We start from the raw sequence: 15791 nt of genomic DNA, 5'->3' as shown, positions 1-15791 counted from the left end.
GGCGCACCGCTGGAAGTGTTACGCCTGCTTGTAATATATCACAACATGTTTTAAGGGTGCCACAAATAAGGCGCCGCCCTGCAGCGATAGCGCAGGCCGACGGGAGGCAGACATGGCACGGCGCAAGCGCACGCTCCAGGTGGTGAGACAGGAGGACGACGGCGAGGGTAAGCCCTCCCGGAGGAACCGGCTCAACTTCTTCGAATTGGCCTATCAGAGGATTGAAGAGCTCCTCGTCCATTGCGAGCTCAAGCCCGGCCAGTTCATGACCATGCTGGAATTACAGCAGATCACCGGCTTCGGTCGCACGCCGGTGCACCACGCGGTCAATCGTCTCTCCGCCGATACGCTCATCATCATCCGTCCGCGCCACGGCCTGCACATCGCGCCGATCGATCTGGCGCGTGAGCGCATGCTGCTGGCTTTGCGCCGCGACATGGAGCGCTTCGTCATTCGTCTTGCAGCCGATCGTGCCAGCCTCTCGCACCGCAATCAGGCGCTGCACATCGAGCGTCTCCTGCGCGAGCGCCGCGCCAATCTGAGCCTCGACGAATTCAACAGCATCGACCGCCGTATCGATGCGCTGGTGCTGGAGGCCGCGGGCGAGCCGTTCCTAGTGCATACGCTGCGGCCGCTGCACACGCTGTATCGCCGTATCGGCTACATCCACCACCGCTTCATGCCGGGGCAGACGGACCTGTCCAGCACGATCGATCATCATCTCGCCATTCTCGCGGCCGTCGCGGGCCGTCGCGTCGAGGACGCGGTGAAGGCGAGCGATGCCCTGATCGACTACATGGACCAGATGTTCACGGGCATGGAGGCGGGCATCGATCCGCGGCTGCTCGATTGCAGCATCGAGCCGCTGCTTGGCGCCTGAAAAGTACTTGGTGCTTAAAAGTACTTGGCGCGTAAAGAGTTTTGAAGAGAGGACCAAACATGTCGACGATGGCGATGCCACAACCAACCGCGAGCGAAGCCGCGATCCGCTACCTCATCACGAACTACAGTCCCAAGGGCAACAAGGTCGGCTGGCTGATGATGGCCTCGATCCTGGTCGAGGCCTGGGATCTCTATTCGATCGCCTTCGTGCTGATCTTCATCAAGGAACAGTACAATCCCGATCCGCTGATGCTGGGCCTTGCCGCAGCTGGTACGCAAGGCGGCGCGCTGATCGGCGCACTGCTCGGCGGCTGGCTGTCCGACAAGATCGGCCGCCGCGTGATGTTCCTGGTGACGATGGTGATGTTCATCGTGCTGGCGGTGGCGCAGGCCTTCGTGCCCAGCGTCGGCTGGCTCGTCGTGATCCGCTTCCTGCTCGGCGTCCCGCTCGGCTCGGACATCTCGACCGGTTACACCTACATCATGGAATCCATGGCCAAGGGCGAGCGCGAGGTCATGGGCAACCGCTGGCAGTTCATGTTCGCGGTCGGTGAAGTCCTGACCATCGGCGTCATCGTGATCTTCCTGCTGCTCGACATCCAGCACGAGATGCTGTGGCGGGTGACGCTCGGCCTCGGCGCGGTGCCGGCGCTGATCATCCTGATCATGCGCCACGACGTGCCGGAGACCGCGGTCTGGTTGGTCCAGAAAGGACGCTACCGCGAGGCCAAGCAGGTCGCGCGCGAGATGTTCAACGACGATCTCGCGATGCTGCCGGACCAGGACGTGCAGATGCCGAAGGTCTCGACCCGAGCTTTCCTGGCCGACCTCAAGCAGGACCCGATCCGCTGGCGCGCCACGATCTACGGCTGGATCGCCTGCTTCGCGCAAGGCAGCGAGTTCTCGACCTTCGCGTTCTATCTGCCGGTGCTGTTCGTAATGGTCGGCGTGTCGAGCGTGCTCGGCAACAATCTGGTGACGATGGGCCTGTTCTGTCTCGCCGCCGTGTCGGGCTGGGTCGGTCCGCTCTTGACCCCGAAGATCGGCCATCGCGGCATCGCCATTGCCGGTTTCGGCATCGTGCTGGCTTCCCTGCTGGTCGCGGCCTTCGCGCTCTACACCAACAACACGATCCTGCTGCCGTTCGCCGCCGCCGCGATGCTGTGGGGGCATTATTGGGACGCCTCGAACTGCATGACGATCCCGACCATGGTCGCCAAGCCGAAGTACCGCGGCACCGCCAGCGGCTTTGCCTACATGTTCGTCAAGCTGCCGTCGTTCCTGGCGATCTTCCTGTTCCCATCGCTGTTCGCGGCGATCGGGCAGGCCGGCGCCACGCTGTTCGTCGCGATCTTCCCGCTGATCGGATTGTGTGCGGCAATCTTCATCCTGCCGGAAGTCTATGGCTACGAGAACGACTAGAGCATGATCCGGAAAAGTGCGTAGCGGTTTTCCGAGAAAGATCATGCTCAAAAAATAGAGTCTGCTCGTTACCTGATCGCGGCTGCAAGCGCCGCGATCAGGGCGGGCGGGGTTACAAGCATGCCGAGCTTGAGAAACCGCCAAGCGCCGACCTCGATCTTCTCCCGCCGCAGCGCGACCAGCCAGAGGATTGTCGCGAGTGATCCGGTCACCGACAGATTTGGACCGAGATCGACGCCGATCAGGATCGCGCTAACGACCGTTGCGGGCAGGTGATCACTGGCGGCGACGGAGCCTGCAACGAGGCCGACGGGCAGATTGTTGGCGACGTTGGTGGCGACGCCCGTCGCAATGCCGGCGCTCCAGGCAGCCTGCGGAACCGACTGCGCGACCGCTTCGTGCAACAGAGCGCTGAGCTGCCCGATCACGCCGGTTTTCACCAGCGCCTCCACCATCACGAAGAGCCCGCCGACCAGCGGCAGCACGCTCCATGACACGCCACGCAGCACGGGCAGGGGCGACTGCCGGTTGATCAGCAGCACGATGGTGGCCGTGACCACGCCGCAGATGAAGGTTGGCAAGCCCAGTTGCTTGTCGAGTGCCGAAGCCGTGACCAGCACGACCCCGATCGCGATGATGCCAACTGCCGTCAGCTTGCCGCCGCGGCCGAGTTTTGGATGCGGCACGCTGCGTGCGATCGTTTCTTCCTTCAGCGCGCGATGCTGGGTCAGGCGCAGCACCACGTAAGTGAGCAGGATCGATGCGGCCGAGGGTAGGGCGAATAGGCGCAGCCATTCGGTGAGTTGCGGCATGTGCGCGCCGAACACGACGAGATTGGCGGGGTTGGAGATCGGCAGCACGAAGCTTGCGGCGTTGGCAATGAAGGCGCAGACGAACAGATAAGGCAGCGGCTTGGCGCCGGCCGCGCGCGTCGCGGCATAGACGGCCGGGGTCAGCACGATCGCGGTCGCGTCGTTGGAGAGCAACACGGTGACGATCGTGCCGACGATGTAGATCAGCAGGAACAGCCGCTGCGGCGAGCCGGCGGCATATTCCACCGCAAGGGCTGCGAGATAGTCGAACAGGTCTTCGAGCCGCGCCAGCTCGGCGATCAGCATCATGCCGATCAGGAAGAGATAGACGTCGATGCCCTTCTCGATCCCGGTGAGCGCGTCCTGCCACGGCAGGAAGCCGAGCAGCACCAGCGCGGCGGCCCCGATCACGGCCCAGATCGCCTCCGGCAGGCGGAACGGGCGGATGATGACGCCTGCGGTCGCAAGCGCGATGATGCTCCAGGCCCAGATGGCGTCAGACGGCACGTTCAATCCTTGAAATGGAATGATTTCATTCGGCAGCGATAGCGGAAGCTGATGCCGCTGTCTTCCCCTGCGGGCGCCGACCGGCATCGGCGATTTGCCGCGTCTCGGGGAGGGCGAAGAGGCAAACGACAGCGCCGATCGCCGCGACCGCGCCGAGGGTGACGAAGGCCGCGCTGTAGCCGGCTCCGACCACGACGAACCCCCCGAGCGTCGTCGACAGGGCCGCGCCGATGCTCTGGGCGGTGATCACAGCGCCTTGCGCGACATTGAAGCGGCCGGTGTTGCGCATGAGGTCGGCGACGATGACGGGGAAGATCGCCCCAAAAATGCCGGCGCCGACGCCATCGAGCAGCTGCACGCCGACCAGCCAGAACGGATTGTCCGAAAGTGTATAGAGCGTCCCCCGAACCGGCAGGATCAGCAACGCAGCGAGGAAGAAGCGCTTGTGGCCCCAGCGGTCGGCCCTTGCGCCGACCAGCATGGCGAACGGCACCATCACCAATTGGGCGGCGACGATGCAGGCGGACATCAGGCTGGTGCCCATGTTCTTGTCCTGCAGTGCGAGCTTCTGCCCGACCAGCGGCAACATCGCCGCGTTGGACAGATGGAAGAGCGTCACACAGATTGCAAAGACGAGCAGGGGACGGCAGGTCAGGAGAACGCCGAGGCCGGAGGGCTGTTCGTGCTGGCTGCCCGTGCCGGTGTCGTGAAGGCCGCGGGCCAGATCGTGGTCGATTGCCTCCTCGGGAATCGCAAGGATGCTGGCGAGGCTTGCGACCGCCATGGCGCCGAGAAGGTAGAAGACGACGGTCGGTCCGAACCAGCAGGCGGAGAGGCCGGCGAGCCCGGCCGCGACCGCATTGCCGGCGTGGTTGAACGTCTCATTGCGGCCGATCCGCCGGGTGAAGGCGGAGTGTCCGAAAATGCCGAGTGAGACGGCGGCGATTGCCGGAGGAAAAACCACGGCGGCCGCGTGCGCGAGGCTTTGCGAAATCACGACCGGCAGGAAGCTTGGAAACAATGGAAGTGCCAGCGACGCTATCGTCACCGTGATGGCAGCGACGGCCGTCACCAGCCGCTTGGCGCGCGTTGCATCGACCAGCGCACCGGCCGGCGTCTGCGCCACGATACCGGCCAGCGTTCCGATCGACATGACGAGGCCGATCCTGGCCTCGTCCCAGTGCTGCTCGGTCAGGAGATAGACCGCAAGATAGGGGCCGAGCCCATCGCGGACGTCGGCGAGGAAGAAATTGGCCGCATCCAGCGCGCGGCCGGCGCGCCCTTGGTCGACATTTCCGGCCATCAGAGTCCTCCGAAATACGGCTGCTTTCTTCCTCGCGCGAGGCCTTCGTCAGGCCGCGCGAGCGTCGCCCTCGTGCTTCGGCTCCTTGTGCTTGTCCTTTTCCTTGGGCTTCGGCTTCCGCACCGGCTTCAGCCTCGCGGCGTCTGGGCCAAGCTCCGGCGCATGGATCACACGGCCATGCCGGGTCTGAAGGCCGTCGCCGCGCGCCGCGAGCTTTGCTCCAGGCGCAAGCAGAGCTGCGACCTGCTCGGCCTCTTTCGGGCCGACGCGCAGGACGGTCCCGTCGGACAGCAGTGCGCCGCGCAGCTCACCCTTCGGCCCGAACAGCGACATCTGCACGATGCCGTCGGCCGTCATGGGTTCATGCTTCACCTTCGGATGCTTGCGATCGTGGTCCGGACCTTGGTCGATGATTTGCCGGCCGCTCGCGGTCGTGACGGCGACCGCGGCCAGCAGTTCGACGCCGCGGGGACGCACCCCGCGCACGCGGACGCTGTCGCCGAGCGCGAGGTGACTGGTGAGCTCGCCATCCAGGTGCGGAGGTGTGTGCACGAGGATGGCGGCGTTTTTGTCGGTCATGACGAAGCCATCGACCTCACCATGGGGATTGAGCACGAAGCGCTCGAAGGTGCCTGCGACTTCGGGCAGGCTATCGGGATTGATCCAATGCATGTTGAGTCCTTTGCGTGTTTTGTCTCGGTTGTGAATGAGGATCAGCCGCGTGGAGGCGGCGGCGGGCCGCGACGATCGGGGCCGTCTTTCGGGCCGGGCGGACGCGGACCGCGCAGCTCCGTCATCTGGTCCGGGAAAGCGCCGATGGCCCTCACATCGACGACCTTGCCGAGCACGGTGTCGAGCACGTCGCCGCGCGCCGCGACGGTCTGGCCCTGGCGCAGGTACTCCTGCATGCGCTCGGCCTCCGGCGGCGGCAGCCGGAGGGTGGTCCCGTCGTCAAGCAGCACGCCATTCACCTCGCCGCGCTTGCCATGCAATTGCAGCGCGATCCTGCCGCCGACGACACGATCATCATTGCCGCCGCGCCGGTCAGGCGGACCATCGTCGACGACGCTCTTGCCGGTCGCGATATTGGTGATCGACGCCGCGTCGACCAGCGGTAGGACGCGGGCGTGCAGGCCACGCACCGAGACCTCGTCGCCCGGGTGGATCGCGAATACGGTCTGCGCAGTAAGATGCGGTGGCAGTTTGACTTCGGTGCCGTCGGTGAGAATGATGCCGTCGACATCGCCGCGCGGCGTCAGCGTGTATTGCTTGACGATTCCGCGCGATTCCGGGAGCTGCGAGGAATCCCACATCGGATCTCTTGCCTCTGAGTAGGCGGCTGCTCCGCCGCCGATCGCCGTCGTGGCGAGCAGCAGGCAAAACAGCGCGCGCATGCGTGTCGTCTTCATGGAACATCTCCTTTCGATTTCGCGACGTTGTCGCGTGCGATGACTTCAGCAAGCGACGTGCCAGCCGGATAATCGCTGTTTCGAAAGAGAAATTCGCCGAAGAGGCCGATGTCAGCCGTCGTCTTTCGCGACACGGTCCGTCAGATTTTCTGACGGCTCGGCAAGGCCGTAACGCTGCATCTTCGTATAGAGAAGCTGACGGTTGATGTTGAGACGCCGTGCTGCTTCGGTGCGGTTGCCGTCGCAGGCCTCCAGCGCACGCTGGATCATTTCCATTTCGAACTGGGCGACGGCGGCGGGGAGGTCTGAATCTGGTTGCGCAGGGCCGGCCGTGATCTTGCTTGTGCCGATGTCGATGTCGTCGGCGCCGATGATGTCTGCGCGCGTCAGGATGCAGGCCCGCTCGATCACGTTGCGGAGCTCGCGGACATTGCCGTGCCAGGCATGGTGGCGCAATTTTTCCAGCGCAGCCGCATCGAGTTGCTTGTGCCGCCCGCTCGAAGCGCTCGCGCGCGCCAGGAAATGCCGAGCAAGTGGTCCGACATCGGCAGGTCGCTCACGCAGCGCAGGGATTGCAATCGGCACGACGTTGAGCCGGTAGTAGAGATCTTCACGGAATTGATGCGCCGCCACCAGCTTGGCGAGATCGCGGTGGGTGGCAGCGACGACCCGCGCATTGGTGCGCACCGGCTTGCCTCCGACCGGCGTAATCACCTGCTCCTGGAGCGCGCGCAGGATCTTGGCCTGCATCGCGAGCGGCATGTCGCCGATCTCGTCCAGGAACAGCGTGCCGTTGGCGGCGTCGCGGAAGGCACCGGCCCGATCGGCGGTGGCGCCCGTGAAGGAGCCTCTGACATGGCCGAACAGTTCGCTCTCGAGCAGGTCCTCGGGAATGGCCGCGCAATTGACCGCGACGAAGGGACCAGCCTTGCGCTTGCCGTGGACATGGAGCGCGCGCGCCACCAGCTCCTTGCCGGTGCCGGTCTCGCCGAGGATCAGCACGATGGCGTCGTTGTCGGCGGCAAGCCCGATCGCCTTTTGCACGCGGCGCATGCCCTCGCTCGACCCGATCAGGGTGTCCTCTGTTTCGTCATTCGGATCGCCGACCATAGACCTGCGCTCCGGCAAGCGCTCTAGCAGGGCTTTCAGTGCATCGCGCCCGATCGGCTTGCTGAGATGGTCGAACGCGCCGAGCCGCATCGCCTCGATCGTATTTGCGGCGCTGGCGAAGGCGGTCAGCACCACCACCGGCGGCGCGTCGTTCTCCGATCGAATCCGGCGCAGCACCTCGATTCCGTCCATGCCGCCGGGCATGCGCAGGTCGAGCAGGATGGCGTCGACGTCGCGGGCGAGGGCGGCGAGGCCCTCGCGGCCCGAGCCCGCGAGGCGGGGCGTATGCCCGAGATCGGTCAGCGCTTCGGCGAGGCCCTCGCGTAGCGCCGCATCATCGTCGACGATCAGGATGGTTGCCATGGGACCTCGATCTCGAATACTGCGCCGCCGGCGGCCTCGAGCAGGCGGACGTCGCCATGATGATGTCGTGCGATCTCGCGAACGATGGCGAGACCAAGACCGGTGCCGTCGGCGCGGCCGGTGACGAAGGGTTCGAACAGCCGTTCGCGCAGCTCTGCGGCAATTCCGGGACCGGTGTCGGCCACGCGCAACAGCAACATGTCATTTTTCCGGTGTGCCTCGACGGCAATCGCGCCGCCGGCAGGTGTGTTTTGAAGGGCGTTGATGATCAAATTGTCCATGGCCCGTTGCATCTGGGATGGATCGAACTTCGGTAACTGCGCGAACGCGGGCCCGGTTCCGGCGGTCAGGATGATGCCCCTCGCCGCTGCAAGCTCGCGATGGGTCTCGACGGTGCGGGCGAGAAAAGCCGCAAGATCGACCTCCGAGAATTTCGGATCGCGCGCCTGGGTCATTTCCAGAAGGTCGCGCAACAACGCATCCAGCCGGTCCACCTGCTGGAGAATCGTGTTCAAAGCTGCCGAGCTGCGCGATCCGTCGGTCGCGGCCAAGGCGTTCTCGGCCTTTAGCCGCATTGCGGCGATCGGATTGCGGATTTCGTGCGCGAGTCCCGCCGACATGCGGCCGAGCGCCGCCAACCGCTCGGCAGCGGCGGCGCGGCGACGCTCCGCCGACAGCCGCTCGCCGGTGCTGTTGAGCGCATCGACCAGGCGGTCGAGCTCGGGCGCGCCGGTGGGCGCAATTTTCGGCAGATCGACCAGTCCGTTCTTGCGGTCATCCAGTGCAGTTTCGATCTGATCGATCTTGCGCGACCAGACATACAAGACGCGCGCGAGCCACGCCGCCGAACCGAAGATGGTCAATGCAAGCAAGATGAGGCCGGCAAGCAGCTGATTATACGCCGGGCCTTCTGCGGTGAAGGCACGTGTCATAGTCCATCCGGTGATCCCCGGCAGGGGCCCGCGCAAGGGACAGGCGTGGACGATCAGAACTTGCGACCGGCCGGGCTGCCTGATCGATGCCGCGCGGCCGGATCGGAGCGCTTCGGCATTGACCTCGCGGATGGTTTTCAGCTCGGCTGCGGGAAGATCGGTCTTCGGTCCCGTGCCTTCATAGGTGGGAAACGCATAGGCGAGCGAGCCGTGGTCGGCCTTCCATATCCCGCCTTCGACGCCATTCGTGACCGCAAGCGCCGTTTGCGTGACGGCCGTCAGTTGCTGTCTGAGCTGATCATCGATCGGAGCCCCGTGCCAAGCGGCGACGAAGAGCTGGTAGCGATCGGCGAGCTCGCGGCAGGCGCGGGCGACCAGCTCCTCGGAGCGGGCCAGCCGCGCATTGGAAGTCTGCTGGAACGATTCGAACAGCAGGTAGCCGGTAGCAAGGCCGGAGACGACCAGCATGATCCAAAGCGCCAGCAATCGGGAGCGGAGCGAGTGCATGCTTGAGAACGAGTGTCTCCGGGATCAGTGTTTCAAAACTTCACCGCCAGCAGCACCGCGCCGGCGCCGATCATGGCGATGCCGAGCCAGCCCTGGGCGGTCGGGCGCTCGCCAAGAAAGGCGAAAGCGAACAGGGCCACCAGCACGACGCTGAGCTTGTCGATCGGCGCCACCAGCGTGGCGGGGCCGAGCTTCAGGGCGCGAAAATAGCATAGCCATGACGCGCCGGTCGCAAATCCCGAGAGGATCAGGAATAGCCAGGTCTTTGACGAGACCGCCGAAGGCACCGCGAACTGTCCCGTGAAGAACAGCAGCACCGAGAAGGCGAGCAGCACCACAATGGTTCGGATGAAGGTGGCGAGATCCGGATTGATGTTCTCGACGCCGACCTTGGCGAATATCGCGGTCAGCGCGGCGAAGCAGGCTGAGAGCAACGCCCAGGTCTGCCAGGCGGAGAAGAGGGCGGGTTTCATGGGCTACCTAAGGGGTCAAGTTGTCATGGAGGACGACGAACATCACCGTGCCACCGACAGCTTCTCCGTGATCGCCTTGCGCAATATCCGTGACAGCGACTCCACCGAATACGGCTTCTGGATCAGCTCGAAGCCGCGATGGGCGTTTTCGGCGAGCACGTTGCTGTAGCCGCTCGTGAGCACCACCGGCAGCCCCGGATAGCGCTCGCGGATGATGCCGGCGAGCTCGACGCCGTTCATGCCGGGCATGATGACGTCGGAGAACACGAGGTCGACGGCGAATTCGTTTTCGCCGAGGATGGCGAGCGCGGCGTTGGCGTTGGCGACACGACGGACGACATAGCCGAGATCCTCCAGGAGTTCGGTCGAGAACTGACCGACATCGTCATTGTCCTCGACGACCAGCACGCGATAGCCGCGCCCGGTGGTGGCGCCCTCGTGGGTCAAGGCCGCGGCTTCCTTCTCGGCCGCCGGGCTTTGCGCCTGCGGCAGATAGATGGTGAAGGTCGCGCCTTGTGCGGGCGTGCTCGTTACCGCGATGTCGCCCTCGGACTGCTTTGCGAAGCCAAACGCCTGGCTCAGGCCAAGGCCCGTGCCCTTGCCGACTTCCTTGGTGGTGAAGAACGGCTCGAAGATGGAGTCGAGGTGTTCCGCCGCGATGCCGCTGCCGGTGTCGGCGACGGAGATCGCGACGTAATCGCCGCCGCGTGCCGACTGCGCGCGCAGGCTTGGAATGCCCTCGACCTTGCGCACCGCGATGGTGAGATGGCCTTCGCCGTCCATGGCATCGCGGGCGTTGATCGCGAGGTTGATCAGCGCGGTCTCGAATTGCGCGATGTCGGCGACCGTAAAGCAGCCGGCATCGTGGACATCCACCGCGATCTCGATACGGCCGCCGACCAGCGGCCGGACCAGCTGCGCCACGTTCTCGACCTGGCTGCCGACGTTGAAGATCTGCGGCTTCAGCGGTTGCCGGCGCGCGAAAGCCAGTAGCTGCGCCGTCAGCTTGGAGGCGCGCTCGACGGTATCCGAGATCGCATCGACATAGCGGCGGCGGCGCTCCTCCGGCAGCTCGCGGCGGCGCAGGAAGTCGGTCGCCGAGCGGATGATGGTGAGGAGGTTGTTGAAATCGTGAGCGACGCCGCCGGTGAGCTGGCCGATCGCCTCCATCTTCTGCGACTGCCGCAGTGCCTCTTCGCCGCGGCGCCGCTCGGTGATGTCGACGGCCTCGGGTACCGCGCCGGTGATGTTGCCGTGGCGGTCGAGCACGGGGCGCATGCCGAACTCGAAATCGCGTTCGCCGATGGGCAGGCGCAGCCGCATCTCCATCCGCACCGCTTCGCCCTTGAGGACGGTGTCGAAGGCTTCGCGCACCGCGGCGCTCACGCCTTCGGTGGTGCTGAACCAGGGGGTGTCCCAGAACGGTTTTCCGATGATGTCGTTCGCCTCGGCGCGGATGCCGTCGAGCGCGGTCTTGTTGGCGTAGAGCAGCTCGCCTTCGAGGTTGACCAAGCCCTGATACTGGTTGCTGGTCCCAAGGATCGCGCGCAGCCGCGCCTCGTTGGCCTCGAGCTCGGCGGTGCGCTCGACGATGCGCTCTTCCAGCGTCTCGTTGAGCTGCCTGAGCTCGATTTCGGCCCGCTTGGCAACGGTGATGTCATGGGCGACGCCGATGAAGCCGATATGTTTGCCGGTCGGATCCCAGCGCGGCTGCGATTCCGAGCGCAGCCAGCGCCAGTCGCCACGGGCGTCCTTGTAGCGGGCCTCCAGTACGAACGGTTTGAGCGACGCCTCGCCCTGGACCGATTGCTGCAACACATGCGGCAGGTCGTCGGGATGCAGCACCTTGCGCCAGTCGAAGGCGATGGCCTGGTCGTAAGGCAAGCCGACGAAGTCGACATAGGCCTGGTTGGCGAAGGAGCGCGTGCGATCGAGCTTCGTCACCCATATCGGCACCGGCGCGCTGTCGGCGATCAGCCGAAACCGCTCCTCGCTCTCGCGCAGCGTGGCCTGCGCCAGCATCTGGTCGGTGACGTCGAGGTCGGCGCCGACCAGCCGTACCGCGCGGCCGCCCGCATCGCGCTCGATTTTGCCGACGACGCGGATCCAGCGCATCTCGCCGTCATTGGGGCGGATGATGCGGTAGCGATCCGCATAGTCCTTGCCGTCGCCCTTGAGGGTGTCGAAGAGATGGCGGACCGTCCGTTCGCGATCTTCGGGATGAACGCGGCCAATCCAGTCGTCGTAGCTCTCGTTCGCGGCAGTCGGTGGCAGGCCGTGGATCAGGAGATATTCGGGGGTGCGCCGGTTCTTCACGCCGTCGCGGAAATCAATCTCGAGGCCTCCGACGCCAGCGATGCGCTGGATGCGCGCGAGCTCGGCCTCGCGCTCCTGGAGGGCGCGATAGGCATCGTCGCGCTCGCGCGCGATCTCTTCGAGATGCTGGCGCAGCTTTTCGGCGGCTGTGGTTTCGGGCGTAGGATCGTTCAAGGCGTCGGCCGTTGTGATGCGGAAGCGCACGTGCCGGGCCGATATTCACACAGACAAAGCGTGATAGCCATTGCTCAAAAGGGAATAGATTAGGAAACGCCCCGCTTAACGGCGTGTGGCGACGGACGCGGGGTCCGGCTATTTGTTCCGCACATTGGAACGATGAGCCGTCGGCGGCGTATCTGCGAGGCACCACAACTGTTATTCGTAAAACTCCCTTTCCCAAGAGGCTAAATCTTGAAGCTCTTTGTCTGTCAGGCCTGCCGCAACGTGCTCTATTTCGAGAACCGCGCCTGCGAACGTTGCGGACACCGGGTCGCGTTCCTGCCGGAGAAGGAGACGATGTCGGCGATCGAGCCTGACGGCGCGACCTGGACCACGCTCGCCGACAAGGGCACAGGGCGGATGCTCTGCCGCAATGCCGAATATGACGCATGCAACTGGCTGACGGATGCGAGCGATACCACCGGCTATTGCCGCGCCTGCCGCCATAACGGCATCGTGCCCGATCTCTCCGATCCCGCGCAGCTCGCAGGCTGGCGCGCCCTGGAGGTGGCAAAACACCGGCTGTTCTATTCCCTGATCCGCTGGCAACTGCCGCTGCAAAACCGGCAGGACAATCCCGAGCACGGGCTGATCTTCAATTTCCTCGCCGACGATCCGAATAGCGGGCAGAAGATATTGACCGGCCATGACAACGGCCTGATCACGATCGCGCTCACCGAAACTGACGGCATCGAGCGCGAGCGGCGCAGGCTGGAGATGGGCGAGCCGTACCGGACGCTGCTCGGGCATTTCCGACATGAGGTCGGCCACTATTTCTGGGATGTGCTGGTGCGCGATGGCGGCAAGCTGGAGGAATGCCGTGCTGTATTCGGCGATGATTCCGTGGACTACGGCCAGGCGCTGCAGCGCCACTACGCCGACGGCGCACCGCCGGACTGGCAGCAGAATTACGTGTCGGCCTATGCGACCACGCACCCCTGGGAGGATTTTGCCGAAACCTGGGCGCACTATCTCCATATCGTCGATACGCTGGAGATGGCCTCGGAGTTCGGCATGGAGGTGCGGCCCAAGGTCGACCGCGACGGGGAGTTGACGGCACGCATCCGTTTCAACCCCTACGAGGCCAGGGACATCCGGGCGCTCATCGACGCATGGCTGCCTTTCGCCTTCGCCATGAACAGCGTCAACCGCGCCATGGGGATGCGCGACCTCTATCCCTTCATCCTGTCGCCGGCGGTGGTCGCCAAACTTGACTTCATTCACGGCCTGGTCCGGGACGTGGCCAAGTCCGAGTCCAGGTCCGAGTCCAAGGCCAGGCCGTAGGTTGCCCGAGGGCGGGCCAAGCCCGTCCACGTTCATTTCGGTCTTGCGCTGGTACGCCGGAAGGGCCGGATTTAGACCGTTGCCTCCGGCCCATTTTGATGTACCACGGGTGCCACACGGCCCGTCCCCGATAGGTCCGAACGGCTAAGGGGAAGGGTCCCGCCCAAGGTCGAGATTCAAGAAAAGCATGTTCAAACGCATTCTGATCGCCAATCGCGGCGAAATCGCCTGCCGGGTCATCAAGACCGCCCGCAAGATGGGAATTCAGACGGTGGCCGTCTATTCCGAGGCCGACCGCGACGCCCTGCATGTCGAGATGGCCGACGAGGCGGTGCTGATCGGCCCGCCGGCCGCGGCCGAGAGCTATCTGGTGATTGAGAAGATCGTCGAGGCATGCCGCAAGACCGGCGCCGAGGCCGTACATCCCGGCTATGGCTTCCTGTCCGAGCGCGAGGCATTTCCGCGGGCGCTGGAAGCCGCCGGCCTCGTCTTCATCGGCCCGAACCCGGGCGCGATCGCCGCGATGGGCGACAAGATCGAATCCAAGAAGGCGGCCGCGAAAGCCAAAGTCTCGACCGTGCCCGGCTATCTCGGCGTCATCGAGGACGACAAGCACGCGGTCAAGATCTCCGACGAGATCGGCTATCCCGTGATGATCAAGGCCTCCGCCGGCGGCGGCGGCAAGGGCATGCGCATCGCGCATTCGAAGGCCGAGGTCGCCGAAGGTTTCAATCTCGCCAAGGCCGAGGCCAAGGCCTCGTTCGGCGATGATCGCGTCTTCGTCGAAAAGTTTATTGTCGATCCCCGCCACATCGAGATCCAGGTGCTGGGCGATAAGCACGGCAACGTCATCTATCTCGGCGAGCGCGAATGCTCGATCCAGCGCCGCAACCAGAAGGTCATCGAGGAGGCGCCGTCGCCGCTGCTCGATGAAGCCACCCGCCGAATGATGGGCGAGCAGGCGGTCGCGCTGGCCAAGGCCGTGAATTACGATTCCGCCGGCACCGTGGAGTTCGTCGCAGGGCAAGACAAGAGCTTCTTCTTCCTCGAGATGAACACGCGTCTCCAGGTCGAGCATCCCGTCACCGAGCTCGTGACCGGCGTCGATCTCGTCGAGCAGATGATCCGCGTCGCTGCCGGCGAGAAGCTCGAGCTTACGCAGAAGGACGTCACGCTGACCGGCTGGGCGGTGGAATCGCGGCTCTATGCCGAGGATCCCTTCCGCAACTTCCTGCCCTCGATCGGACGGCTGGTGAAATACCGCCCGCCTGGGGAAGTGAGCAATGACGGCATCACCGTGCGCAACGACACCGGTGTTCAGGAGGGCGGCGAGATCTCGATCCATTACGATCCGATGATCGCCAAGCTCGTCACGCATGCGCCGTCGCGCGCCGCGGCAATCGAGGCGCAGGCGACCGCGCTGGATTCGTTTTATGTCGACGGTATCCGCCACAACATCCCGTTCCTGTCGGCGCTGATGCATCATCCGCGCTGGCGCGAGGGCCGGCTCTCGACCGGCTTCATCGCCGAGGAATTCCCCAAGGGCTTTGCGGTGCGCGTGCCCGAAGGCGAGGTCGCGCGGCGGATCGCCGCGGTCGGCGCCGCCATTGACCATGTGCTCGGCGAGCGCAAGCGGCAGATCTCGGGCCAGATGGGCGGGCGGATCGTGCAGCGCGAGCGCCGCCGCGCGGTGTGGCTCGATCGCCAGGAGATCCCGCTCGAGGTTGCGCGCGAAGGCGAGGCGATCGCGGTGAGCTTCGTCAACGCCGACGGCAAGGTGGGCAAAGCGCATCTGTTGCAGTCGCCGTGGAAGCCGGGCGATCCGGTCTGGCAGGGCACCATCGACGGCCAGCTCGTCGCGGTGCAGGCGCGCCCGATTGCGAACGGCATCCGCCTCGCGCACCAGGGCGTCGAAGTGCCGGTCTATGTCTGGACCGAGGCGGAAGCAGCCTCCGCGCGGTTGATGCCGGTGACGACGGCGTCCGACACGGGCAAGAAGCTGCTCTGTCCGATGCCCGGCCTGGTGGTCTCGATTGCGGTGACCGAGGGGCAGGAGGTCAAGGCCGGCGAGACGCTGGCCGTGGTCGAAGCCATGAAGATGCAGAACGTGCTCCGCGCCGAGCAGGACGGCACGGTGAAGAAGGTGCACGCCAGTGCCGGTGCGACGCTGGCGGTGGATGCGCTGATCCTGGAGTTTGCGTAACGCGTGTGAGCGGGGCCCTAACCGGGGCCCACCAACGCTGGAGTATGCT

12 protein-coding genes are annotated in these 15791 nt (G+C 65.0%); 4 read left to right on the top strand and 8 right to left on the bottom strand.

Annotated features, from left to right (window positions below):
* The first annotated feature begins 112 nt into the window (after positions 1 to 112).
* A complete protein-coding gene (locus tag JJE66_RS35720) occupies positions 113 to 880 on the top strand; it encodes a GntR family transcriptional regulator (protein WP_200520486.1) in 768 nt (255 codons plus the stop codon).
* Positions 881 to 939: 59 nt separating this feature from the next.
* Positions 940 to 2304 carry an MFS transporter gene (locus JJE66_RS35715; protein WP_200520485.1) on the top strand — a complete coding sequence of 455 codons (1365 nt, stop codon included), beginning with the start codon at positions 940 to 942 and terminating at the stop codon, positions 2302 to 2304.
* 68 nt (positions 2305 to 2372) lie between these two features.
* Here the strand turns inward: JJE66_RS35715 and JJE66_RS35710 are convergent, their stop codons facing one another.
* From JJE66_RS35710 to JJE66_RS35675, 8 genes are all read right to left on the bottom strand, one after another.
* Positions 2373 to 3623, bottom strand: coding sequence for an arsenic transporter (locus tag JJE66_RS35710; RefSeq protein WP_200520484.1), 1251 nt, complete (start codon positions 3621 to 3623; stop codon positions 2373 to 2375).
* Between the two features lie 25 nt (positions 3624 to 3648).
* A complete protein-coding gene (locus JJE66_RS35705; protein WP_200520483.1) occupies positions 3649 to 4926 on the bottom strand; it encodes an MFS transporter in 1278 nt (425 codons plus the stop codon).
* A gap of 48 nt (positions 4927 to 4974) precedes the next feature.
* The gene (locus tag JJE66_RS35700; protein ID WP_200520482.1) at positions 4975 to 5598 is read right to left on the bottom strand and encodes a hypothetical protein; all 624 of its coding nucleotides are present in this window, start codon (positions 5596 to 5598) and stop codon (positions 4975 to 4977) included.
* 41 nt (positions 5599 to 5639) lie between these two features.
* Positions 5640 to 6335, bottom strand: coding sequence for a hypothetical protein (locus JJE66_RS35695; protein WP_200520481.1), 696 nt, complete (start codon positions 6333 to 6335; stop codon positions 5640 to 5642).
* Positions 6336 to 6446: 111 nt separating this feature from the next.
* Positions 6447 to 7808: a sigma-54 dependent transcriptional regulator gene (locus JJE66_RS35690; protein WP_200520480.1), complete on the bottom strand. Its 1362-nt coding sequence runs from the start codon at positions 7806 to 7808 to the stop codon at positions 6447 to 6449.
* Positions 7793 to 9247, bottom strand: a complete 1455-nt coding sequence (locus JJE66_RS35685) for a PAS domain-containing sensor histidine kinase (protein WP_200520479.1) — start codon at positions 9245 to 9247, stop codon at positions 7793 to 7795. The genes JJE66_RS35690 and JJE66_RS35685 overlap by 16 nt, the downstream gene beginning before the upstream one ends.
* Positions 9248 to 9279: 32 nt before the next feature.
* The gene (locus JJE66_RS35680) at positions 9280 to 9720 is read right to left on the bottom strand and encodes an EamA family transporter (RefSeq protein WP_200520478.1); all 441 of its coding nucleotides are present in this window, start codon (positions 9718 to 9720) and stop codon (positions 9280 to 9282) included.
* A 42-nt stretch (positions 9721 to 9762) separates the two neighbouring features.
* Positions 9763 to 12240, bottom strand: coding sequence for a PAS domain-containing sensor histidine kinase (locus tag JJE66_RS35675; protein WP_200520477.1), 2478 nt, complete (start codon positions 12238 to 12240; stop codon positions 9763 to 9765).
* A 207-nt stretch (positions 12241 to 12447) separates the two neighbouring features.
* Between JJE66_RS35675 and JJE66_RS35670 the strand changes: the two genes are divergently transcribed.
* The gene (locus JJE66_RS35670; protein ID WP_200520476.1) at positions 12448 to 13539 is read left to right on the top strand and encodes a putative zinc-binding metallopeptidase; all 1092 of its coding nucleotides are present in this window, start codon (positions 12448 to 12450) and stop codon (positions 13537 to 13539) included.
* Between the two features lie 187 nt (positions 13540 to 13726).
* Positions 13727 to 15742 (top strand): acetyl/propionyl/methylcrotonyl-CoA carboxylase subunit alpha, encoded by a 2016-nt coding sequence (locus JJE66_RS35665; protein WP_200520475.1) that lies wholly within the window; start codon positions 13727 to 13729, stop codon positions 15740 to 15742.
* Positions 15743 to 15791: the final 49 nt, after the last annotated feature.

The sequence above is a fragment of the Bradyrhizobium diazoefficiens genome (assembly GCF_016612535.1).
In the GTDB taxonomy this organism is placed as follows: domain Bacteria; phylum Pseudomonadota; class Alphaproteobacteria; order Rhizobiales; family Xanthobacteraceae; genus Bradyrhizobium; species Bradyrhizobium diazoefficiens_C.
Note: the sequence above shows the minus strand (reverse complement) of the source record. Positions and strands in the feature narration are given on the sequence as shown.